Source organism: Streptomyces rapamycinicus NRRL 5491 (assembly GCF_024298965.1).
Lineage (GTDB): Bacteria > Actinomycetota > Actinomycetes > Streptomycetales > Streptomycetaceae > Streptomyces > Streptomyces rapamycinicus.
This window is the reverse complement of record NZ_CP085193.1, coordinates 4,909,269-4,930,022: the sequence shown is the minus strand read 5'-3', so window position 1 is coordinate 4,930,022 and position 20,754 is coordinate 4,909,269. Positions and strand designations below refer to the sequence as shown.

21 protein-coding genes and 1 pseudogene are annotated in these 20,754 nt (G+C 71.4%); 10 read left to right on the top strand and 12 right to left on the bottom strand.

From position 1 onward, the window contains the following. Positions 1-18 precede the first annotated feature (18 nt). The 5 genes and pseudogenes from LIV37_RS20340 to LIV37_RS20320 form a co-directional block, all read right to left on the bottom strand. On the bottom strand, positions 19-987 hold the full coding sequence (locus LIV37_RS20340) for a PDR/VanB family oxidoreductase (protein WP_020868996.1): 969 nt from the start codon (positions 985-987) through the stop codon (positions 19-21). Positions 988-1,076: 89 nt separating this feature from the next. Beyond that, positions 1,077-1,256 (bottom strand): annotated as a pseudogene (locus LIV37_RS20335) (hypothetical protein); the annotation flags it as partial. A 32-nt stretch (positions 1,257-1,288) separates the two neighbouring features. Continuing rightward, on the bottom strand, positions 1,289-2,350 hold the full coding sequence (locus tag LIV37_RS20330; protein ID WP_121825361.1) for an aromatic ring-hydroxylating oxygenase subunit alpha: 1,062 nt from the start codon (positions 2,348-2,350) through the stop codon (positions 1,289-1,291). Between the two features lie 124 nt (positions 2,351-2,474). Continuing rightward, positions 2,475-2,753 carry a DUF4190 domain-containing protein gene (locus LIV37_RS20325; RefSeq protein ID WP_020868993.1) on the bottom strand — a complete coding sequence of 93 codons (279 nt, stop codon included), beginning with the start codon at positions 2,751-2,753 and terminating at the stop codon, positions 2,475-2,477. Positions 2,754-2,758: 5 nt separating this feature from the next. Further along, a complete protein-coding gene (locus tag LIV37_RS20320; RefSeq protein ID WP_014054348.1) occupies positions 2,759-2,914 on the bottom strand; it encodes a hypothetical protein in 156 nt (51 codons plus the stop codon). Positions 2,915-3,064: 150 nt separating this feature from the next. On the opposite strand from LIV37_RS20320, the gene LIV37_RS20315 reads away from it, so the two are divergent. Then, the gene (locus LIV37_RS20315; protein ID WP_020868992.1) at positions 3,065-3,700 is read left to right on the top strand and encodes a TetR family transcriptional regulator; all 636 of its coding nucleotides are present in this window, start codon (positions 3,065-3,067) and stop codon (positions 3,698-3,700) included. Here the strand turns inward: LIV37_RS20315 and LIV37_RS20310 are convergent. Then, entirely contained in the window at positions 3,666-4,997 is a 1,332-nt protein-coding gene (locus tag LIV37_RS20310) for a M6 family metalloprotease domain-containing protein (protein ID WP_020868991.1), read from the bottom strand. The two genes, LIV37_RS20315 and LIV37_RS20310, sit on opposite strands and share 35 nt — an antisense overlap. A gap of 318 nt (positions 4,998-5,315) precedes the next feature. Between LIV37_RS20310 and LIV37_RS20305 the strand changes: the two genes are divergently transcribed. Continuing rightward, complete coding sequence (locus LIV37_RS20305) at positions 5,316-5,966, top strand: TetR/AcrR family transcriptional regulator (protein ID WP_020868990.1); 651 nt, start codon at positions 5,316-5,318, stop codon at positions 5,964-5,966. Positions 5,967-6,148: 182 nt separating this feature from the next. Then, positions 6,149-7,657: an MFS transporter gene (locus LIV37_RS20300; RefSeq protein ID WP_121824709.1), complete on the top strand. Its 1,509-nt coding sequence runs from the start codon at positions 6,149-6,151 to the stop codon at positions 7,655-7,657. Positions 7,658-7,799: 142 nt separating this feature from the next. Here LIV37_RS20300 and LIV37_RS20295 read toward each other — a convergent pair whose 3' ends face one another. Beyond that, entirely contained in the window at positions 7,800-8,300 is a 501-nt protein-coding gene (locus tag LIV37_RS20295; protein WP_121825362.1) for a MarR family winged helix-turn-helix transcriptional regulator, read from the bottom strand. A gap of 127 nt (positions 8,301-8,427) precedes the next feature. Here LIV37_RS20295 and LIV37_RS20290 point away from each other — a divergent pair, with 127 nt between their 5' ends. Further along, positions 8,428-9,210, top strand: coding sequence for a dioxygenase family protein (locus LIV37_RS20290; protein WP_020868987.1), 783 nt, complete (start codon positions 8,428-8,430; stop codon positions 9,208-9,210). A gap of 81 nt (positions 9,211-9,291) precedes the next feature. Here the strand turns inward: LIV37_RS20290 and LIV37_RS20285 are convergent, their stop codons facing one another. Together LIV37_RS20285 and LIV37_RS20280 are read right to left on the bottom strand one after the other, a co-directional pair. After that, positions 9,292-10,452 carry a questin oxidase family protein gene (locus tag LIV37_RS20285; RefSeq protein WP_121824710.1) on the bottom strand — a complete coding sequence of 387 codons (1,161 nt, stop codon included), beginning with the start codon at positions 10,450-10,452 and terminating at the stop codon, positions 9,292-9,294. A gap of 181 nt (positions 10,453-10,633) precedes the next feature. Next, positions 10,634-11,059, bottom strand: a complete 426-nt coding sequence (locus LIV37_RS20280) for a hypothetical protein (protein ID WP_121824711.1) — start codon at positions 11,057-11,059, stop codon at positions 10,634-10,636. Between the two features lie 372 nt (positions 11,060-11,431). Between LIV37_RS20280 and LIV37_RS20275 the strand changes: the two genes are divergently transcribed. Then, positions 11,432-12,436, top strand: a complete 1,005-nt coding sequence (locus LIV37_RS20275; protein WP_020868984.1) for a sigma-70 family RNA polymerase sigma factor — start codon at positions 11,432-11,434, stop codon at positions 12,434-12,436. Positions 12,437-12,622: 186 nt separating this feature from the next. On the opposite strand, the gene LIV37_RS20270 is transcribed toward LIV37_RS20275, so the two are convergent. Further along, entirely contained in the window at positions 12,623-13,360 is a 738-nt protein-coding gene (locus LIV37_RS20270; RefSeq protein WP_020868983.1) for an SDR family NAD(P)-dependent oxidoreductase, read from the bottom strand. A 306-nt stretch (positions 13,361-13,666) separates the two neighbouring features. On the opposite strand from LIV37_RS20270, the gene LIV37_RS20265 reads away from it, so the two are divergent. The 3 genes from LIV37_RS20265 (at position 13,667) to LIV37_RS20255 (ending at position 17,524) form a co-directional block, all read left to right on the top strand. After that, positions 13,667-14,428 carry a DeoR/GlpR family DNA-binding transcription regulator gene (locus LIV37_RS20265; RefSeq protein ID WP_020868982.1) on the top strand — a complete coding sequence of 254 codons (762 nt, stop codon included), beginning with the start codon at positions 13,667-13,669 and terminating at the stop codon, positions 14,426-14,428. Beyond that, a complete protein-coding gene (pfkB, locus tag LIV37_RS20260) occupies positions 14,425-15,369 on the top strand; it encodes a 1-phosphofructokinase (protein WP_020868981.1) in 945 nt (314 codons plus the stop codon). Before LIV37_RS20265 ends, pfkB begins: the two co-directional genes overlap by 4 nt. Positions 15,370-15,454: 85 nt before the next feature. Further along, complete coding sequence (locus tag LIV37_RS20255; protein WP_020868980.1) at positions 15,455-17,524, top strand: PTS fructose transporter subunit IIABC; 2,070 nt, start codon at positions 15,455-15,457, stop codon at positions 17,522-17,524. A gap of 7 nt (positions 17,525-17,531) precedes the next feature. On the opposite strand, the gene LIV37_RS20250 is transcribed toward LIV37_RS20255, so the two are convergent. Both LIV37_RS20250 and LIV37_RS20245 read right to left on the bottom strand, forming a co-directional pair. After that, positions 17,532-18,557, bottom strand: a complete 1,026-nt coding sequence (locus tag LIV37_RS20250; RefSeq protein WP_020868979.1) for an FAD-dependent oxidoreductase — start codon at positions 18,555-18,557, stop codon at positions 17,532-17,534. A gap of 115 nt (positions 18,558-18,672) precedes the next feature. Beyond that, complete coding sequence (locus LIV37_RS20245) at positions 18,673-19,815, bottom strand: P1 family peptidase (RefSeq protein WP_121824712.1); 1,143 nt, start codon at positions 19,813-19,815, stop codon at positions 18,673-18,675. A gap of 202 nt (positions 19,816-20,017) precedes the next feature. Between LIV37_RS20245 and LIV37_RS20240 the strand changes: the two genes are divergently transcribed. Together LIV37_RS20240 and LIV37_RS20235 are read left to right on the top strand one after the other, a co-directional pair. Further along, a complete protein-coding gene (locus LIV37_RS20240) occupies positions 20,018-20,560 on the top strand; it encodes an AMP-binding protein (RefSeq protein ID WP_243146197.1) in 543 nt (180 codons plus the stop codon). Positions 20,561-20,563: 3 nt separating this feature from the next. Continuing rightward, the gene (locus LIV37_RS20235) at positions 20,564-20,752 is read left to right on the top strand and encodes a hypothetical protein (protein WP_020868976.1); all 189 of its coding nucleotides are present in this window, start codon (positions 20,564-20,566) and stop codon (positions 20,750-20,752) included. Positions 20,753-20,754: the final 2 nt, after the last annotated feature.

Below are 20,754 nucleotides of genomic sequence, written 5' to 3'. Positions count from 1 at the left end.
CGGCCGTTCAGGGCGGATTCACAGGTCCAGTACCAATCGCGGGCCATGGCAGCGTGAGACGCAGATCATCATCGTCTCGCCCGAGGCCCGCTCCTCGTCGGTGAGCACGGAGTCGTGGTGGTCCACCTCCCCCTCGACTACATCCGTCTCACACGTCCCACAGGTGCCCTCCTCGCAGGAGTACAAAACCGGCACCCCCGCCGCCTCGACCGTGCGCAGCACGCTGCGCTCCGGCTCCACGGTGAGCGTCAGCCCGGAGCGGGTGAGGACCAACTCGAAGGCCCGGCCTTCCGATTCGGCGCCCGCGTCATCGTTGCGGGGCTGGAACCGCTCGGTGCGCAGGGACCCCTCCGGCCAGTCGCGGCACGCCTCCTCGGCGGCCTGGAGCAGCGGCTCGGGGCCGCAGCAGTAGACCAGGGTGCCGGGACCGGCCGGGGCGGTCAGATACGGCGCGAGGTCGAGCAGCCCCTCCTCGTCCTGCGGCACCAGGCGCACCTTGTCGCCGTAGGCGGAGGCGAGCCCGTCCGTGAAGGCCATCGAGGCGCGGGTGCGCCCGCCGTAGAGCAGCCGCCAGTCGGCGCCCGCGGCCTCGGCGGCGGCCGTCATGGGGAGGAGGGGCGTGATGCCGATGCCGCCCGCGATGAACAGATAGCGGGCCGCCGGGCGCAGCGCGAAGTGGTTGCGCGGTCCGCGCACCCGCACCGTGCTGCCCTCAGCGAGGGTGTCGTGCACGTAGGCGGAGCCGCCGCGCCCGGCGGGGGCGCGGAGCACCGCGATCCGCCAGGAGGCGCGGTCGGCGGGGTCGCCGCACAGCGAGTACTGCCGGGTCGGGCCCGCGTCGAGGACGAGGTCGAGATGGGCGCCGGGCTCCCAGGCGGGGAGGTCACGCCCCGCCGGGTGGCGCAGCGTCAGCGCCACCACGTCCGAGGCCACCTCCTCCCTGCGGGCCACGAGCAGGGTGTCCTCGTACTCGCCGCCGGGGCTCATGGACGGGGCTCCTCACGGTGTCCGGTGGGCTGGTGCTCGGCGGGACCGGCGGAGTGGTGTCCGCTGGGGCGATGGCCGGCGGGGTGGTGTCCGGCGGGGTGGTGTCCGCTGGGATGGGCGAGCATCCACTGCCACAGCTCGACCGGGTCCTCCGCGGTGTGCTCGGCGCCGCAGTGGCAGACCCCGTGCAGCACATCGGTGCCGGGCAGCCAGTCGATCCGGTACACCTCCGCCGTGGGCGTGCCGCTCGCCCACCCGTCGCCCGCCACCACCCTCAACGGAAGCGCTGCGCGCCGCTCGTTCATTTCGCAGCCACCACCGGCGCGGTCTTCTCCCCTTCGGCGGCGAGGCGGGCGAGGATGCGGCGCGCGGCCAGCCCGCCGGTGTCGATGTTGATGCTGAGCTCCTGATAGCCCTCCCGCTCGGTGTCCAGCGCCTTCTGGAGCACGTTCAGCGCCGCCACGTCCTGGAGCACCACGGTCCGGTTGAGGTCGTGGAGGAAGGTGGACACCTCCTCGTCGTCCTGGGCGAAGTCCCGTGAGACGGCCCAGAAGTCGTACACATGGTGGTCGGTGGACGGGGTGATGGCGTAGGTGATCTCCACATGGAAGGCGTTCGGATCGGAGCCGTCCGGCTCCGGCAGTACCCCGACCGGGGCGATCCGGCTGTGCAGCAGATACAGACAGGGCGCGTGGTACTCGATGTCCTGCCAGCGGGTGATGCGGCCCTCGATGCCGGTGGAGCGGGCGTAGAAGGGCGGGCATTCGGCGTCGTCCATGTGCCGGCTGACCCGGACGACGCCCGCGCCCTCGTCGACCTCCGTGGTGATCGGGGTCTCGGCGACCTCGGGGGTCCCGATGTAGCCGCCGTGCAGATACGTTTCGTGGGAGAGGTCCAGCAGATTGTCCACGAGCAGGCCGTAGTCGGCGTCGATCGGCTCCATGCCGCCCACCGTCGTCCAGCGCGGATCGGCCAGCCAGGGGGCGCGCGGCAGCGCGCCGGGGTCGGCGAGCGCCGGGTCCCCGATCCACACCCACACCAGCGAGTCCTGCTCGACGACGGGATAGGAGCGGACCCGGGCGGTGCGCGGGACGCGCTTCTGGCCCGGTACGAACACACAGGTGCCGCCGGTGTCGTAGGTGAAGCCGTGGTAGCCGCAGACGACCGTGTCGCCGTCGAGACGGCCGGCGGTGAGCGGATAGCGGCGGTGCACACAGCGGTCGGCGAGCGCGATGACCTTGTCGTCGGACTCGGTGCGGTAGAAGGCGATGGGCTCGTCGAGGATGGTGCGCCCCAGCAGCTCGCGGCCGATTTCGCGGCCGTAGGCGGCGACGTACCACTGGTTCTTGGCGAAGGCGGTCATGCGTGCCAGCGTGGTGACGCCCGTCACGCACGGGCAACGGCCCTTCCACTGAGTGGAAGGGCCGCGCGGGGAGGTGTGCCGCTGTGGGCCGTCGGCGGTGTGCGCCTGTGGACCGCCGGGCGGGTCAGCCGCCGAACTGCCAGAACACGGAGTGATTCAGCGTCAGCAGGACGATCAGCAGGACCACATCGGCGATGCCGAGGGTGAGTCCGAGCAGCGCCCGGCCCCTGCGGCGGGTGTCCCGGGCGATGGCGAGCGTCCCGAGGACGATCGCGCAGGGCCCGAAGACCGCGTTGAACAGCAGCAGACCGATCAGACCGAGCACGAAGGAGGCGACGGCCATGCCGTCGGCGTCCCGGCGCGCCCGGACCGGGGAGGTGCGGGACGGTGCGGTGAGTGCCATGGGTCTCAGCTCCCCTTGTGCCCGGTGCGTTCGCGGATGAAGAAGATCAGCAGCCAGGCGCCGATGGCGCCCGCGGCGGCGAGGAACAGGGGGAGCGGAGTGTGCGCCGCCGCCCCCAGAAGAACTCCCATCAGGGCGAGTGCCGCGACGATGAAGAGCATGTGTGCCTCTCTCGAAGTGACGATCCGGATGCGGTTGGCGTGCGGATGGTAGTTGTTCGGTGAACAGTTGGAGTCACAACTGTTCACTGAGATCCAGAGTACCCCGCCGAACCCTGGAAAAATTCAGCGAACGGCTGTTTACTGAATGATATGAGTCACACGTCCGGGGTCCGGCAGGCCCAAAAGGAGAAGACCCGGCGCGCGCTGATGGACGCCGCGTTGGGGCTGCTGGAGGACCAGAGCCTGAGCAGCCTGGGGCTGCGGGAGGTCACGCGGGCGGTGGGGGTGGCGCCGGCCGCGTTCTACCGGCACTTCCGGGATCTGAGCGATCTCGGCGTCGCGCTGGTCGAGGAGTGCCTGAGCAGCCTGCACCATATGATCGGCGCCATACTCGCCGGTCAGGACGGTGACGAGGAGCGGATCGAGGCCACCGTCGACGCGGTCGCCGAGCATGTCCGCCGCTATCCCGCGCATATCCGCTTCATCGCACGTGAGCGGCATGGCGGGGTGCGCCCGGTGCGCCAGGCCATAGCCGCCGAGCTGGACCGATTCGCGGATGAGGTGGCCACCGCCTTCCGCCCGCGGCTCCCGGCGGAATCCTGGCCACCGGAAGATGTCCGGATGCTTGCGGAGATGTATGTGGACCACATGGTGATGACGGCGACGGCGTTCCTGGAGGCGCAGGCCGATCACCCCGAGGCCGCGGACGAGCGGCGGGTGGCCGCCACCGCGCGCAAACAGCTGCTGCTGATCAGCCTCGGGCGCCGGCACTGGCACGACGTGTGATCTCCACGCCGTAGTCACCGGCCGCGTCCCGGCCGGTGACCCGGACCCGTATCCGTATGCCGTTCGCCGCGGTGTCGAAGGTCTCGCCGGGCGCGTAGGCCGCGTCGCTGAGTCCTGGGTGGACATTGCGCTCCCGGGTGCAGCCGCGGCCGTGCGGGGTGGAGTCCACGATGGTGACGGGGCCGCCGCCGGAGTCGACACCGGTGTCCACCCAGGAGATCAGGACCCCGGGTTTGCATATGGCCTCGTCGTTGCCGCCGGTCGCCCGCGCCTCGATCGCGTAGCCGGTGGACGGCGAGACGGGGACGAAGAGCAGCTTGGTCCCCTCGGTGCGGTTCAGCGGGGACAGCGTGTGGACGAAGACCCCGGAGCGGGCGGCGCACGCGATCTGCCGCGGGCCGAGCCAGCCCAGCTTCCACTTGTGCCAGGCCAGCAGGTCGTTGCCGGGCCCCCAGTCCTCGGACATCACATCCCAGTGGCCCGCCTTGTCGCCGCCGCCGTGGGTATAGAGGTCGGGCAGCCCGAAGACATGGCCGTTCTCATGGGGCAGGACGCGGAAGCCGGTGCGGCGCAGCGAGCCGGAGCCGTCGTCCTGGCGGCTGTAGACGAAGGAGACATTGGCCAGCGGAACGCCGTCGGCGGTCGGGGCGTGCTGGTTGTCGGCGTAGGTGACGGACAGCACGGCATGCGCGGCCGGCGGCCCGGCGTTCGGGGTGACCAGGACGTTCACCAGGTCGTAGCGGCGGAAGTCGACCTTGGGGTCGGCGGTCTTGGCGATGTCGGCGACGAGTTTGCGATAGCCCGGGTCGAAGGGGCTGCCGCGCTTGATGCCGTACGCGCGGAACGGGCGCGGCATCCGCAGCCAGTGGGCGATCGGCATCTCGGGGCGGTAGTCCAGCCGCCCGTACGAGCTCTGCGCGAACCACCGGGAGGTCTGGGGGAAGAACTCCTCGAAGCGCTGGCGGGCGGTGCCCTGGCCGCGGACATCGGGAAAGTCGATCATGAGGTTGAGGGCGTGCACGGTGCCGGTGCTGCGGCTGTAGCCGCGGCCGGTGGGTATGCCCTCGGCCATCTGGAGCCCCGGTCCTGAGGCGAGGGCGCAGGGCGCGAGCGAGCCGAAGGCCGGGCGCGCGGAGGGCGCCGGGGCCAGCTCGGGGGATGCCGGGGGCTCGGGACGCGGGGCCGCCGCCGGGGCGACCACCGCCACCGTGAGCACGGCGGCGGTGGCGAACGCGCTGCCTCTGCGGGGCCGGCGTATTCGTATGCGGGGGCGGGCGGTCCCATGCGTCTGGTCCATTGCCGACCACGGTGTGACGGCGCGGACCGGGGCGCCCGTGGGGTGCCGCCGAACGGTGGAATGACCTGCTCCGTCCGGGCGGCGGGGGCGCCGGGCAAGTGTGAGGCAGGTCACCTACGGACGCAGAAATTCCGGGGACTCATTCCCCGTTTAACCCGGTGAACGCATAAACGGGGACTCACTCCCCGGAAAAGTTGAAGCTCGAACGTATTGAAGCTCGAACGTCAAGGCCGGGGCGCGGCGCCGCCGCCAAGCCGCCGGAGCACCGGCCACGGAGAACCGTACGCGTGGAAGCCGTACGCAGAAGGGAGTGCTGTCATGGCCGCCGACACGATGACCGCGAAGTCCGCACAGCCCCGGCTGCGCGCGGACGCCCTGCGCAACCGGGAGCGCATTGTCGCGGCCGCCCGAGAGGTGATCGTCGAGTGCGGGGCGCACATCCCCCTCGATGAAATCGCTCGACGGGCGGGGGTCGGCAATGCCACGATCTACCGGCACTTCACGGACCGCCGTGAGCTGATCCACCATGTGGCGCTCTCGGTGATGTCGCGTGTCGCCGACCAGGCCGAATCCGCCCTGGCCGAGGAGGCCGACACCTTCTCGGCGCTGCGGCGCTTCGTTCACGCCGCGGCGGAGGAGCACATCGGCGCGCTGTGCCTGCTGCTCTCCGACGGCCTCGACAAGGAGCACCCTGATCTCATCGCCACCCGCGACCGTCTGGCGGACGGTGTCGAAGCCCTGATGGGGGCCGCGAAAGCCGACGGCAAACTGCGCACCGACATCGGCGTCGGTGACCTGATGGTCGCGCTCAACCAGCTCACCCGGCCGCTGCCCGGCAGTGCCTGTGTGGACTTCGAGCCCTTTGTGCACCGGCATCTGCAGCTGTTCCTGGACGGACTGCACACCCCGGCGCGCTCGGAACTACCCGGAAAGTCCGTGACCTTGGAGGATCTGCAGCACCGGCCGTGACAGTGACATAAATCGCACCCGGTCGATCCCGGAGCACCGCTTATTCCGCGCACGTTCACACGTCTTCCTTACGTGCGTCGTCGCCTCTCGCTACCTCTTACCCAACGGCCTGTGCCGGTCTGACCTCGACCGGCCCCTTACGTCCCATTTCTCACTCTCCGCACCGCTAGGTAGGCCCATCCATGCCTGAAACGGCTAAATTCGTCGATCCTCGGCGCTGGAAAGCGCTGATATTCATCGCCCTCGCCCAGCTGATGGTCGTGCTCGACGCGACCATCGTGAACATCGCGCTGCCCAGCGCCCAGGCCGATCTCGGCATCTCCGACGGCAACCGGCAGTGGGTCATCACCGCCTACGCCCTCGCCTTCGGCGGACTGCTGCTGTTCGGCGGCCGGATCGCCGACCTGTGGGGACGCAAGCAGACCTTCATCGTCGGCCTGCTCGGCTTCGCCGCCGCCTCGGCCGTCGGCGGTGCCGCGCTCAACACAGGCATGCTGCTGGGCGCGCGTGCGCTCCAAGGCGTGTTCGGCGCGCTGCTCGCCCCCTCCGCGCTCTCGCTGCTCGCCGTGATGTTCACCGACCCCAAGGAGCGCGCCAAGGCGTTCGGTGTCTTCGGTGCCATCGCGGGTGGTGGCGGCGCCGTCGGTCTGATCCTCGGCGGTGTCCTCACCGAGTACATGGACTGGCGCTGGACCTTCTTCGTGAACATCCCGTTCGCCATCATCGCCGTGGTCGGTGCGGTCGCCGTGATCCGCGAGCCGGTGGAGAGCCACAACTCGTCCCGGCTGGACATCCCCGGCGTGATCCTGGCCACCACCGGTCTGGTCTCGCTGGTCTACGGCTTCACCCGCGCCGAGTCCGACGGCTGGTCCGCGGGCCCGACCATCGGTCTGTTCGTCGCCGCGGCCGTGCTGCTGGTGGCCTTCGTGATCGTCGAGTCGCGGGTGAAGGCGCCGCTGCTGCCGCTGCGCGTCGTCGCCGACCGCAACCGCGGCGGTGTCTACGCCTCGCTGGCCCTCGCCATCATCGGCATGTTCGGCCTGTTCCTCTTCCTCACCTACTACATGCAGGTCGTGAAGGGGTACAGCCCGGTCAGGACCGGCTTCGCCTTCCTGCCGATGGTCGCGGGCATGATCACCGGCTCTACGCAGATCGGCGCCCGGCTGATGACCCGCGTCCCGGCGCGGCTGCTGATGGGGCCGGGCTTCCTGGTCGCCTCGGTCGGCATGCTGCTGCTGACCCAGATCGACCTGGACACCTCGTACCCGGCGCTGATCCTGCCCGGGTTCCTGCTGCTCGGCCTCGGTATGGGTACCGCCTTCATGCCGGCGATGAGCCTGGCCACGCATGGTGTCGAGCCGCGTGACGCGGGTGTCGCCTCGGCGATGGTCAACACCTCGCAGCAGGTCGGCGGCGCCATCGGCACCGCTCTGCTGAACACGATCGCGGCGAGCGCCACCACCGAGTACGCGAAGTCGCATGCGGCGGGGGCCCCTTCCCGCACGGCGCTGCAGTTGCAGTCGATGGTGCACGGCTACACCGCCGCCATCTGGTGGGCGGTCGGCATCCTGGTGCTGGCCGCGGTCATCGCCATCACGTTCATCAACGCCGGACAGCCGGAGGGCGGCGGCGCGGTCGCCGGCTCCGGTGACGATGCGGCGGAGGACGCTGTTCCGGTGATGGCGCACTGATGCGCTGAGACCTGCCCGTTGGGCTGTCGTTCCTGGCTGTCGTTCCTTGGCGGTCCTGTGTCAGGTGAAGGCCCCGCTCCTCCTCGAGCCTCGAGGAGGAGCGGGGCCTTCACATGTTGGTTCAGGCTTCGGGGTTTTGGCGTCAGCGCAGCCAGGGGAGGTCGGCGCCGGCCGGCTGGAGGCCGTCCGCGATGATCCGGCATGCGGCGCCGAACTGCTCGACCTGCTCGGGGGTGAGCCGGTCGAAGACGGCTGTCCGCACGGCGGTGACATGGCCGGGGGCGGTGTCCTGCAGCACCTTGAGCCCCTTGTCGGTCAGGACCGCGTTCTGTCCGCGCTTGTCGTCGGGGCAGTCCTCGCGCCGGACCCAGCCGTCCTTCTCCATGCGCGCGACGGCATGGGACAGCCGGGAGCGGGTGATCTTGGCGGCCTCCGCCAGTTCGGTCATCCGCATCCGGTGGCGCGGTGCCCAGGAGAGCTTCACCAGCAGGCCGTAGTAGACATGGGGCATGCCCGCGTCGCGCTGCAACTGGCGGTCGAGGTGGTCCTCCAGGAGCATGCTCGCCTGGACATACGCCTGCCAGCTGCGCTGTTCGTCTTCGGTCAGCCAACGCGGCTCGTCGGCGTCTGCGGGGGTTTTCATGGCGTCGTCCACGCGTCCATTCTAGGGAATTCTCTTTGAATCTTAAATAACTGTGCGCTACAGTGATACCTACATGCTTGAGACTTCAAGCATCTTGGCGAGCTCTGTCGACTGACGAGGAGTCCTCATGTCCGCGTTCGACGGGCGCATGCCCGCGCTCTACCTCAGCCATGGTGCTCCGCCGCTCGCCGACGATCCGGTCTGGCCGGGACAGCTCGCCGCCTGGGCCGCCGGTCTGCCCCGGCCCAACGCCATTCTCATGATCTCCGCTCACTGGGAAGAGGCGCCCCTGGCGATCGGCGCCACCCAACAGGTGCCTCTGGTCTATGACTTCTGGGGCTTCCCTCAGCACTATTACCAGGTGCGGTACGCCGCGCCGGGTGCCCCCGAGCTCGCCGAGCGGATCCGCAAGACGCTGCGCACGGTGGGTACCCCGGTGCAGGACATCCCCGACCGGGGACTGGACCACGGGGCCTATGTGCCCCTGGTCGAGATGTATCCGGAAGCCAACATCCCGGTTCTCCAGGTCTCGATGCCGACCCTCGACCCGCGGCAGCTGATGGAGATCGGCCGGAAGCTGGCACCGCTGCGGGACGAGGGCGTCCTGATCGTCGGCAGCGGCTTCTTCACCCACAACCTGGCCGCGCTACGGCAGACGGGTCCGATGCCGCCCAGTTGGTCGGCCGAGTTCGACGACTGGGGGCAGCGGGCCCTGGACGCGCAGGACATCGACGCGCTGCTGGACTTCGAGCACACGGCGCCGGCGGCGGGGCTCGCCCATCCGCGCACCGAACACTTCGCGCCGTTGTTCGTCACGCTGGGCGCGGCGGAGGCGGAGCTGCGCGGCCAGCGGAGCGTGATCGACGGATTCTGGATGGGGCTGGCGAAGCGGTCGTTGCAGTTCGGGTGAGGGGTTCGGGTGAGGGGGAGCGGGGGCGGAGCGGCTCGGTGGGGTGTGGCTGAGCGGTAGGGCCGGGCTGGGGCTCTGGATTCAGAGCACCGGGGCGATCATCGCGCAGGCGTGCAGTGCGGCGGCCAGGGCCGTCGGGTCCGCGCCCCGGGCGACGTCGAGCGCGGTGTCGGTCAGCTTGATGGCGTGCTCATCGCCGTGCGCGGCGGCCTGGGCGAAGACCTCCTCGGGGGTGACGTCCTCCCCGTCCACGGACGGCAGCCGGTCGGCCGGGAGCGGCTCCCGCGGCGCGTACACCGCCGTGACCGCGGCACTCGCCGCCCAGGCCGCGTCCAGGCTCGGCGCCCACAGTTCGCGCGGCAGCGCGGGCAGGGCGCGCAGGACGGCGTTGGGCGCGGTCGCGGCGTGGACCAGCATGATCGGTTCACCGTGGCCGTGGGTGGCGTAGCGGTGCGTCGCGGCCCGTACGAGCTCGGTCAGCCGTCGGCGCGCCTCCTCGGGCTGGTCGGTGGGGTCGGCAGGGCCGTCGGGGCCGGCGAGGCCGCCGGGGGCGGGGCCGGGGGCGGGGCCGGGGTTGGGGGTGGTGTCGGTGTCGGTCGTCCGGCTGGGCCGCGGGGCGGTGGGCGGCCAGGTGGGGAAGGCGGTGAGCCGGGCCAGCCGTTCCCGTATGCCACCGCTCTGGTCGGCGATCGGCTGCACGGCGCCGAGCGCGTCGGCCGCCGAGCCGGAGGCGGGGCCCGGCTGCTGTCGGAGCGGCGGCAGCGGGGCGTGGCGGGCGGCCCAGTAGCCGAGGGCGTGGGCCAGCTCGGCGGTGCGAGGGGCGGCCGTCGTGCCCGGGTCGTCCAGCAGGGTCCGTACGGCGTGGCCGACGCGGATCACCGGATGGGTCGCGCCGCCGGCGATGCCCGGCAGCAGCCGTGGCCACCACACGGCGAGCACGTCCTGCCAGGGGCGGTCGGCGAGTTCCCGGTCGAAGTAGACGGGCCAGTCGGCGAGCCGGCGTGGATCGCCGAGCGCCTCGTGCCAGTTCTCCTCGGTGATCACGGCGTACGAGCGCGGCATCTCCTCCAGCTTTTCGCGATAGCGGTCCAGCCAGCGGTGCACGATGCGCCCCTGGCCGTGGCGCACCAGTGCCTCCACGGCCATCGGCGCGTGATTGCTCAGCCATCCCTGACGCTCGGGGCCGGAGGCGTGCAGTCGCTCGAGGGCTTCGTCGAGAGTTCCACTCGTGTCGTCTGTCATGACCTCACGCTAGGGAGGGCGGGGCGGCCCCGGAACGGACCGGGGACGGAAGCGTGCGGGGACCAACGACCTAAGCCGGGCCGGGACCGAGGGCCGCTCCTTGAGGGCTGAGGGCTGAGGGCTGAGGGCCGGGGCTGAGGGTTGGGACTGGGGGCTGGGGGCTGGGGACTGGGGCCGAGGGCTACTCCCGGGGGTGTTCCGCCCGCATGTGGAAGACGTAGAACGACATGCCCAGCATCACGAGCCCCGCCCCCAGCCCGATCCCCGAGGACCGGTACACCGAGCCTCCGCTCACGGAGTGCAGAAAGCCGAGCGCACAGCCGAGGACCGTCCCATAGAGCACGGCCCGGATCTCCGGCATCAGGCCCGGTGTCATCCTGCCGAGGGCGTAGCAGAGCGCCCCGACCACCGCCGCCGACACCACGCCGAAGATGGCGGCCGTGGGGATGGTGGAGCCCTGGTTGTGGGCCACGAACATCACCCAGCCGCCGTAGAGCGCGGCCAGAACGGCTGGGACACCCCAGGAGGCGGAGGGGTGCAGCTGGACAGGGAGCCGTGGATGGCGGTGGTGGCGCACGGGTGCAGTGAGGGCTGTGGGGGCATTCATGGCGGAACCTCCTCGTCGCCGCGTCCCGCCCTGGCCTGTCACTTTCCAGCGCACACCCATGCGGAGGGCCGGGCAACCCGGCACGATGGGCCGTACGGGCAACCGGCGGCCCGCGAGATTCGTCTTGACAGATGAGAGAAGGGCGGGAGAGCCGTAGCGGGCGACCGCACAGGGGGTCTGACCTGCGCTTCCCGGTGTCTCGGCGGTGTGCTGACCCGCGTGTGGCTGGACAGGATACTGCATGATCGTAAAAACGTGGGGGCCTGATGGGAATTCTGTCCTGATTCCAGTCGTTGTTTCCTTCGGACGGGGCACCCGACACCGGAGAGTCCGTCCATAGTCCGCGCCCGATCCATCTGTAAGGGAGCACGCATGGCAACCCGTGCCGTCGCCCGTAATCAGTCCGCCGCCGGTGGTGGCGCTGATGGGGCCAACAGCGTTCGCGCCTCAGGCGGGGAGATCGCCGATCGCGACCTGGTCGGCATGTATCTCGACGAGATCGCTCGCACCCCGTTGCTGGACGCGGCGAAGGAGGTCGAGCTTTCTCAGTCCATCGAAGCGGGGGTGTATGCCCAGCAGATCCTGGACGGGGAGGTTGAGGAGACCCCTGCCGCAGGTGCGAGCCGCGAGGAGCTGGAGGCGATAGCCGCCGAAGGTGCCCGCGCCAAGGACATCTTCATACGTTCCAATCTGCGCCTGGTCGTGGCTGTGGCGCGCCGCTATCCGCGCAGTGGGCTGCCCTTGCTCGACCTGATCCAGGAGGGCAACGCGGGCCTGGTGCGCGCGGTGGAGAAGTTCGACTACACGAAGGGCTTCAAGTTCTCGACCTATGCCACGTGGTGGATCCGTCAGGCCATCACGCGCTCGATCGCGGATCAGTCCCGTACCATCCGGCTGCCCGTCCACCTGGTCGAGGAGCTCGGCCGGATCCGCCGGGTGCAGCGGGAGTTCAACCGTGAGCACGGCCGCGAGCCGGAGCACGCCGAGATCGCCGAGGAGCTCGGCTCCACGATGGAGCGGGTCTCGGATGTGCTCGACTGGGCCCGTGACCCGGTCAGTCTGAACATGTCGGTCGACGACGAAGGGGAGACCCAGTTCGGCGATCTGCTGGAGGACACCTCGGCCGTCTCGCCCGAGCAGTCGGTGATGACGCTGCTGCGCAGCGAGGAGCTGGAGGATCTGATCGGCCGCCTCGACGACCGCACCGCCTCCATCATCAAGGCGCGGTACGGCATCGACGACGGCCGGGAGCGCACCCTGACCGAGGTCGGCAAGCAGCATGGCCTCACGCGTGAGCGGATCCGCCAGATCGAGAAGCACGCATTGCTTGAGCTGAAGAAGATGGCCCGCCAGACCGGTTTCGACGCAGCGGCTTGAGTTCTCAGGCCAGCAGACTCCAGCCCCAGTCACCACCAGATCCCTTCCAACCCCTAGACCGAGCCCCGGCGCCTCCCCCCCTGGCGTCGGGGCTCGCTTCTGGCTGTCTGTTGGTGTCTGTCTGTTTGGGGTCTGGCTGTTTGAGGTCTGGCTGTTGGGGTCTGGCTGTTGGGGTCTGGCGACCGGTCAGACGGCGAAGCCGCCGTCCACGGCGATGGACGCACCGGTGATGTAGCGGCCGCTGTCGCCCGCGAGATGGGCCACGGTCGCCGCGATCTCCGTGGTGCGGCCGTAGCGCCCGAGCGCGGTGAAGCCGCTCTGGAAGGCGGCGTTCTCGCCGTCGGCCGGGTTCATATCGGTGTCCACGGGGCCGGGGTGGATCAGGTTGGCGGTGATTCCGCGCGGGCCGAGCTCACGGGCCAGGGCCTTGGTGAGGCCGGTGAGCGCGGTCTTGCTGGTCGCGTAGAGGCTGCCGCCGGGGAAGGCGACGCGCTCGGCCATGCAGCTGCCGATGTTGATGATCCGCCCGCCGTCGGCCATGTGTGCGGTGGCCGCCTGCGCCAGGAGGAACGGCGCCCGGACGTTCACGGCGAGCACCCGGTCCACATCGTCCAGCGACAGCTCGGCGATGGGCCCGAGGGCGCCGACACCCGCGTTGTTGACCAGGATGTCCAGGCGGCCGAACTCGGCGGCCGCCCCCTCCACGGCGGCCCGCACCGCCTGCGCGTCGACGCCGTCGGCCTGTACGGCCCAGGCGCGGCGGCCGAGCCCCTTGATCCGGTCGACGACATCCGCAGCGCGTTCTCCCTGGCTGTGGTAGGTCAGGGCGACATCGGCGCCCTCCTCGGCGAGCCGGATCGCCACGGCCTCGCCGATGCCCCGGCTGCCGCCGGTGACCAGGGCCGCCTTGCCGTCGAGTGTCATGCCTTCTCCTCTATTCCTTGTATGCGCGTTATGCGGTGAAAGACTCTGCTATGCGGTAAGGGCACCGCTATGCGGTGGTCCCGGAGGACATGACTCGATCCTGGCCGGGCGGGCCGTGGAAGTCCGGCGGGATTCGGACGGTGCGCTGGGGCGATGGGCGGCGGACGGGGGCTGCTGGGCGACCGCGAGCCACGAAACATGCCCGGTCGAGTTTGTTTGGTGCCCGAGTCTGTTTACTTTCCTGCATCGCCCACGTAATCTGGCCGCGAAATCACAGGTTCGGGCATGGAAGGGACGTAAACCCACATGTACGCACCGGAGCGTCAGCAGGAGATTCTCCGGCTCGCCCGCGAGAGCGGGCGGGTGGATGTCCTGTCCCTCGCCGAGGAGTTCCAGGTCACCGCCGAGACCGTACGGCGTGATCTGCGCGCCCTCGACCGGGCGGGGCTCGTCCGCCGTGTGCACGGGGGCGCCATCCCGGCCGGACGGCTGGACTTCGAGCCCGATCTCGCCGAGCGCGAGTCCACCGCCGCCGATGAGAAGGACCGCATCGCGAGGGCCGCCATCGCCGAGCTGCCGTCCGACGGCAGCGTGATCATCGACGCCGGTTCGACGGCGGCCCGGTTCGCCGCCGCCCTTCCGCTGGAGGCCAAGCTCACCGTCGTCACCCACGCCCTGCCGGTCGCGGCCCGCCTCGCCGACCACCCCGGTATCGCGCTGCACCTCGTCGGCGGGCGGGTCCGCCACCGCACCCGGGCCGCCGTGGACGCATGGGCGCTGCGTGGCTACGGCGAGATCAAGGCCGATGCGGTCTTCCTCGCCACCAACGGATTCTCACTGGACGGCGGGCTCACCACACCCGATCTCGCGGAGGGCGCGGTCAAGAGCGCCATGATCGCGGCGGCCCGGCGGGTGGTGCTGCTCGCGGACTCCGCCAAGTTCGGCCGGGAGCACTTCGCCCGGTTCGGCGGCCTGGACGATGTCGATCTGCTCATCACGGACACCGGGCTCAGCCCCCAGGACGCCCTGGCCATCGAGCGCCGGGGCACGGAAGTGGCACGCGCATGATTCTCACCGTCACCCCCAACCCCAGCCTGGACCGTACGTACGAGATCCCCGCGCTGGAGCGCGGCGCCGTGCTGCGGGCCACGGCCGACCGGGTCGACCCCGGCGGGAAGGGCGTCAATGTCTCGCGCGCCGTGGCCGCCGCGGGGCAGCGCACGGTGGCCGTGCTGCCGCTCGGCGGACCGGAGGGCGCGCTGCTCGCCAGGCTGCTGGAGGAGCTGGGCATCGAGGCGGCGGGCGTGTACGTGGCGGGCTCGACCCGGGTCAACATCTCCGTGGCCGAACCGGACGGCACCCTCACCAAACTCAACGCGAGCGGGCCCGAACTGACCGATGCCGAGGCCGAAGCGGTGCTGGAGGCCGTCCGGACGAGGGTCGAGAGCGCCGACTGGATCGCCTGCTGCGGCAGCCTGCCCCGGGGGCTCGCACCCGAGTGGTACGCCGAGCTGGTGGCGCGGGCCCACCGCGCGGGTGCCCGGATCGCGCTGGACACCTCCGGCCCCTCGCTGACCGCCGCCCTGCGCGAGCGCCCCGATGTGGTGAAGCCCAACGCCGAGGAGCTGGCCCAGGCCGTCGGCCGTCCGCTGGCCACCGTGGGCGAGGCGGTCAAGGCGGCCGAGGAACTGCGCGGGCTGGGCGCCCGCGCCGTACTCGCCAGCCTGGGCGCAGACGGCCAGCTGCTGGTCGACGAGACCGGCGCGTACTTCGGCACCGCCCAGGTCACCGCCGTGCGCAGCAACGTCGGCGCGGGCGACGCCTCGCTCGCCGGATTCCTCGCGGCGGGCGGCTCCGGGCCCGCCGCACTCGCCTCGGCCGTGGCCCATGGAGCGGCCGCGGTGCAGCTGCCGGGCAGCGCCATGCCGACCCCGGCCGACCTCGACCCGTCCGTCGTGGTCACCACGGCGGACATTCCGCTGGACCGTGTGCTCAAGGAGCCCGCGTGACCCGCCGACCCCACTCCCAACCCCCCGTCCCCACTCCGTCCGCCCGCCTCCCCCAGGGCGGCACCGCACACAAGGGAGCCGCGAGATGAGTGAGCTGATCACCGCGGATCTGGTCGACCTTGACCTGTCCGCCGACACCAAGGAAGCCGCCGCCCGGTCGCTCGCCGAACGCATGGTCGAGGCCGGCCGGGTCACCGACCTCGACGGCTTTCTCGCCGATGTGGCGGCGCGCGAGGAGCAGATGCCGACCGGCCTGGACGGCGGCATCGGCATACCCCACTGTCGCAGCGCCCATGTCACCGAGCCGACCCTGGCCTTCGGGCGCAGCGCGGCCCGGGTCGACTTCGGCGCGGCGGACGGACCGGCCGATCTGATCTTCCTGATCGCCGCCCCGGCGGGCGCGGACAGCGACCATCTGACGATCCTGTCGAGCCTTGCGCGGCAGCTGATGAACGCCCACTTCACCGATGCGCTGCGTTCGGCCGACCGGCCCGAGCAGGTGGCCGCCCTGATCCGCGGCGAGGAGCCCGCCGCGACTGAGCCTGTCGCCGAGGAGCCTGCCGCGGCCGAGCCCGCCGCCTCCGACTCGGCTGCGGCCTTCGGCGCCTCCCAGACCGCGTCGGAGCCGGTGCCCCCCTTCCGGATCGTGGCCGTCACGTCCTGCCCCACCGGTATCGCCCACACCTATATGGCCGCCGAGTCGCTGGAGAACGCCGCTCGCGAGGCCGGGGTCGAGCTGGTGGTCGAGACCCAGGGCTCGGCCGGATTCGACAAGCTCCCCGCCGCCACCATCGCCGCCGCCGACGCGGTGGTCTTCGCGCACGATGTGGAGGTGCGGGAGAAGGCCCGCTTCGCGGGCAAGCCGACGGTGGATGTCGGGGTGAAGGCGGCCATCAACCGCCCCGCCGAGCTCATCGCCGAGGCGCGGGGGAAGGCCGCGCGGGGCGAGATCGCCGCACCGGCCGACGGCGCGGCGGAGGGCTCGGCGCCGATGGACGCGGACGGTGCCGCCGGTGACGGCTTCGGCACCCGGCTGCGCAAGTGGCTGATGACGGGCGTCAGTTACATGGTCCCGTTCGTCGCCGCGGGAGGTCTGCTGATCGCGCTCGCCTTCGCGATCGGCGGCTACGAGATCGCGAGCGCCAAGTCCGTGGCGGACCACTTCGTCTGGACCGAGACCAGCAGCTGGGCGGCGCTGCTCTTCCAGATCGGCAGTGCGGCGTTCACCTTCCTGGTGCCGGTCCTCGCGGGCTATATCGCCTACGGCATGGCCGACCGGCCCGGCCTGGTCCCCGGCTTCGTGGGCGGCTACATCGCGACCACCATCAAGGCCGGATTCCTCGGCGGTCTGGTCGCGGGTCTGATCGCGGGCGCGGTCGTCATGGCCATCCAGCGGTTCAAGGTCCCGGCGTCGCTGCGCGGCATCATGCCGGTGGTGGTGATCCCACTGATCTCCTCCGCGATCGTCGGTGTCCTGATGTTCGTGGTGATCGGCAAGCCCATCGCCTCCGCGCAGGAGGCGATGACCGACTGGCTCAACGGCCTCTCCGGCGCCAACGCCATCGGCCTCGGTGTCCTCCTCGGCCTGATGATGTGCTTCGACCTGGGCGGTCCGGTCAACAAGGTGGCCTACGCCTTCGCGACCGGCGGTATCGCGGTGTCGGACCCCTCCACCGGAAGCCTCAAGATCATGGCCGCGGTGATGGCCGCCGGTATGGTCCCGCCGCTGGCGATGGCCCTCGCAACCACCGTGCGCGGACGGCTGTTCACCAAGACCGAACGGGAGAACGGCAAGGCCGCCTGGGTGCTGGGTGCCTCCTTCATCAGTGAGGGCGCCATTCCGTTCGCCGCGGCGGATCCGCTGCGGGTGATCCCCTCGTCGATGGTGGGCGGTGCCGTCACCGGCGCGCTGTCGATGGCGTTCGACTGCACGCTGCGCGCCCCGCACGGCGGCATCTTCGTGGTCCCGCTGATCGGCCAGCCGTTCCTCTACCTGCTGGCCATCGTGGCGGGCACGGTGGTCTCGACCGGTCTGGTGGTCTTCCTCAAGGGGCTGCGGAAGACGGCGGAGCCGGGGGCCACCGGCCAGGCGGGCGGCGGTGCTGCCACGGGCGGCACCACCGAGGACGAGTCGAAGGTGGCGGTGGCGGTCTGACCGCATCTCAGCCACCCCCTGTCGGGCCCGGCGGCCCGCCCACGTCCGTGGGCGGGCCGCCGGTTTCCACGGGCAGACCGCGCGAGGCGTAGTAGGCGCCGAGTGCGGCCTCGCCACCCGACCCCATGGCGGTCGCGATCCGCTGGAAGCGGACCGACCGCAGATCACCGGCGGTGAAGACCCGGGGATGCTGGCTCCCGGGAGGGCAGTACCCGGACCGGTCGGTGGCCACGGCCCCGGCCGGGGGCGCCGGGGCGCTGCCCAGGTTGAGGAAGACGAGATCGGCCGTGAGCGTCCGCCGCTCGCCCCCCAACGTCCCGGCCTCGGCGGTGACCGGTGCCGATGCGGACCCGGGCCCGGGCCCCAACTCCAGCCGCCGCACGGCCACCAGCTCCACCCGGGGGTCCCGCCGGATCTCCTCGGTCTTGTAGGAGTCCTCGGGCGGATACGCCACCACAAAGCGTGCCTTGAGCTCCGGATGAGCCCGCGCCACGGTCCCCAGAGGCCGGTCCGCACCCAGGACCAGCACCGTCCGGTCGTCGATGGCCGCCGGATCCGCCTCCCACAACTGTGGCAGTGCCCGGCCCGCCGCGCCCCCGAGCCATCCCGCCCCCTCGGGGCCCAGCGGCCCGACCCCCGTGGCGACGACCACATACGGGGCGGTCAGCCGCGAGCGAGGAGCCCGATCGGACCCCGCGGCCTCCAGGGTTTCCCTAGGCTCCACGGACTCCACGGACTCCGCCGGCTCGACCGTGACCTCGACGCGGTCGTCGAAGGCATCGATCAGCGTGGCGCGGCGGCCCAGCTCCACCCGGCACAGATCGCACTGCGCCAGGTCCGCCTCGATCGCCGCCGCCAGATCCGGGCCGTTGGTGACGGTGAGGACATTGCGCACCACCGGGATGCGCCGCAGCGCCCCGCACAGCGCGTCGCCCGACTCGATCAGCACCGAGCGCATCCCGACGCTCGCCGCCATCACGGCGGCGGCGCAGCCCGCCGGGCCACCGCCGACGATCAGCAGATCCGTATCCATCCGAAGCCCCCGTTCTCTTCATCGCTCCGGCCCGCTCCTCCCGGCCCGACGCTTCCTTCCTCCGGCCGTCGCGGATCACCGGCCGGACGGCTTCCTTCCATCCGGCCCTCGCGGATCAGAGGCCGTAAAGGTCCCGGTAGGCGGGGAAGACACCGCCCGGGCCGTCCACGGTCTCCGCCGCGAGCACCGCCTTGACCACCGCCCGGGTCAGTACATCCGCCCCGGCCGCCAGGATCTCGTTCAGCGCACCGCTCTCCCGGTGCACCCCGAACGCCGGATCGCCGGCGTCCTCGGGGCCGCCCTCCGGTATCAGCGGGCGCCCGCAGGTGGCCAGGGCGAAGACCGTGTCACCGTCGGAGAGCAGATGCACCGGCCGGATGGCCCGCGCCAGACCGTCGTGTGCCGTCCCCGCGAGCTTCTGCGATTGGGCCCGGGTGAGCACCGCGTCGGTGGCGACCACGGCCAGCGTGGTGTTCAGCGGAGGCCGCACCGACGCGGCCTGCCGCCGCTCCGACTCGGCCCGCGCGGCGGCGAGCCGACGCATCGCCTCGACGTGCACGGCCGCACCCGGCCGGTGCGGCCCGCCCTCCTCCGTCGGCCCGTAGTGCTCCCCGTACAGCGCACCCGTACCGGGATCGACGACCGATCCCGCGGCGTTGACCACCACCAGCGCGGCCACCGTGACGCCGGACGGCAGCACCGTGGAGGCCGAACCGGTGCCGCCCTTGACCCCACCGGCCACCGCGCCCGTGCCCGCCCCCACATTGCCCTGCGCGACCGGAGCCCCCGTCTCCGAACCGGCCGCCGCCTCGATCGCCTCGCGCCCCAGCGCGGCGTCCGGGCGGGCCCGCCAGTCGCCGCCCCGGCCCAGGTCGAAGAGGGCGGCGGCCGGGACCACCGGAACGACCTGCGCCGGATCGGGGCCGACCCGGAAGCCCCGGCCGTGGTCCTCCAGCCAGGAGGCCACCCCCGAGGCGCTGTCGAGTCCGAAGGTGCTGCCGCCGGTCAGTACGACGGCTTCGACACGCTGGACCAGATTGCGCGGATCGAGGGCATCGGTCTCCCGGGTGCCCGGCCCACCGCCGCGCACATCGACTGCGGCGACCGCACCGCCTTCCGGGGCCAGCACCACGGTCGTCCCGGTGAGCCGACTGCCGCCGGACCGCTGGGCATGGCCCACCCGTAGTCCGCGGATATCCGTCAGGCCGTCGGCCGGACCGGTGGGAACTGATTCGGGGTTTGTCCGCTCGGCATCCATGGACGCTATGCGTAGCACGGGAAGCCGTGGCATGGTCGAGTAACGTGGCGCGAACCACTCCCGTATCCGCCCTTCCGCGATCGCCGCCAAAGTGCGCCGGACGGGATGGGGGCCGCTCATATAGAGGGCGTTCATCAGACGTTGATGGCCTGGCAGCAATCTGAGCTGTATGCCGTTCGCCCCCGTCCGAAAGAAGACCGCCGTGCCCCGTACGTCTCGGACGGAGGAGCTCCCGACCCCGGCCGCCGACCCCCGGCGGGCCGCGCGGGTGGCCCTCCGCTGGATCAGCGAGCCGGACTGCACCGAGGAGCTCACCCATGCCGAGCTGCTCGACCAGGCGGCCCGGGCCGCCGCCGCGCTCACCCGGCTCGGCGTCCGAGCCGGGGACCGGGTGGCGGTCCATCTGCCGCTGGTGCCCGAGTCCGTGATCGCCACGCTCGCCTGCGGCCGGCTCGACGTCGTCCGCGCCAGCCTCCCCGTGGGGCTGCGCCCCCACGAGTTGCGCGACCGGATCAGGGAGGTCGGCGCCAAGGTCGTCATCACCGCGGACGCCGGGCAGCACGGCGGAGAGATACAGCCGCTCAAGCGCCATGTCGACCGGGCGCTGGCCGGCTGCCCCGAGGTGCGGTCCGTACTGGTGGTCCACCGGCTGGCCTGCCCGGTGTCCTGGCGGCCCGGGCGCGACCTGTGGTGGCACGACGAGCTCGGCCGATACACCGAGCCGCTGCCCGGGCCGTACTCTTGAGGCATGAGCACCGCCCCTGCCCCTGGACCGCGCGATCCGGCCGCCGCGCTGATCTTCGACGATCCCTTCGCGCAGCGGTCATCGGACGATACGGACCACGGGTGGGGCGAGCGGGTTCCCGGCGGCGACAGTGCCGACGATGCCGCTGATCTGGCCCGGTTCCTCGACGAGAAGCCGCCCCACCACCTCTGACG

Excerpts from the sequence above, each read along its gene's own strand:
- LIV37_RS20255 (WP_020868980.1), top strand. The coding sequence starts at position 15,455 with ATGAGTGAGCTGATCACCGCGGATCTGGTCGACCTTGACCTGTCCGCC.
- LIV37_RS20235 (WP_020868976.1), top strand. The coding sequence starts at position 20,564 with ATGAGCACCGCCCCTGCCCCTGGACCGCGCGATCCGGCCGCCGCGCTG.
- LIV37_RS20330 (WP_121825361.1), bottom strand. The coding sequence starts at position 2,350 with ATGACCGCCTTCGCCAAGAACCAGTGGTACGTCGCCGCCTACGGCCGC.
- LIV37_RS20295 (WP_121825362.1), bottom strand. The coding sequence starts at position 8,300 with ATGAAAACCCCCGCAGACGCCGACGAGCCGCGTTGGCTGACCGAAGAC.
- LIV37_RS20245 (WP_121824712.1), bottom strand. The coding sequence starts at position 19,815 with ATGGATGCCGAGCGGACAAACCCCGAATCAGTTCCCACCGGTCCGGCC.
- LIV37_RS20305 (WP_020868990.1), top strand. The coding sequence starts at position 5,316 with ATGGCCGCCGACACGATGACCGCGAAGTCCGCACAGCCCCGGCTGCGC.
- LIV37_RS20250 (WP_020868979.1), bottom strand. The coding sequence starts at position 18,557 with ATGGATACGGATCTGCTGATCGTCGGCGGTGGCCCGGCGGGCTGCGCC.
- LIV37_RS20285 (WP_121824710.1), bottom strand. The coding sequence starts at position 10,452 with ATGACAGACGACACGAGTGGAACTCTCGACGAAGCCCTCGAGCGACTG.
- LIV37_RS20320 (WP_014054348.1), bottom strand. The coding sequence starts at position 2,914 with ATGCTCTTCATCGTCGCGGCACTCGCCCTGATGGGAGTTCTTCTGGGG.
- LIV37_RS20265 (WP_020868982.1), top strand. The coding sequence starts at position 13,667 with ATGTACGCACCGGAGCGTCAGCAGGAGATTCTCCGGCTCGCCCGCGAG.
- LIV37_RS20315 (WP_020868992.1), top strand. The coding sequence starts at position 3,065 with ATGAGTCACACGTCCGGGGTCCGGCAGGCCCAAAAGGAGAAGACCCGG.
- LIV37_RS20275 (WP_020868984.1), top strand. The coding sequence starts at position 11,432 with ATGGCAACCCGTGCCGTCGCCCGTAATCAGTCCGCCGCCGGTGGTGGC.
- LIV37_RS20340 (WP_020868996.1), bottom strand. The coding sequence starts at position 987 with ATGAGCCCCGGCGGCGAGTACGAGGACACCCTGCTCGTGGCCCGCAGG.
- pfkB (WP_020868981.1), top strand. The coding sequence starts at position 14,425 with ATGATTCTCACCGTCACCCCCAACCCCAGCCTGGACCGTACGTACGAG.
- LIV37_RS20290 (WP_020868987.1), top strand. The coding sequence starts at position 8,428 with ATGTCCGCGTTCGACGGGCGCATGCCCGCGCTCTACCTCAGCCATGGT.
- LIV37_RS20270 (WP_020868983.1), bottom strand. The coding sequence starts at position 13,360 with ATGACACTCGACGGCAAGGCGGCCCTGGTCACCGGCGGCAGCCGGGGC.
- LIV37_RS20280 (WP_121824711.1), bottom strand. The coding sequence starts at position 11,059 with ATGAATGCCCCCACAGCCCTCACTGCACCCGTGCGCCACCACCGCCAT.
- LIV37_RS20310 (WP_020868991.1), bottom strand. The coding sequence starts at position 4,997 with ATGGACCAGACGCATGGGACCGCCCGCCCCCGCATACGAATACGCCGG.
- LIV37_RS20300 (WP_121824709.1), top strand. The coding sequence starts at position 6,149 with ATGCCTGAAACGGCTAAATTCGTCGATCCTCGGCGCTGGAAAGCGCTG.
- LIV37_RS20325 (WP_020868993.1), bottom strand. The coding sequence starts at position 2,753 with ATGGCACTCACCGCACCGTCCCGCACCTCCCCGGTCCGGGCGCGCCGG.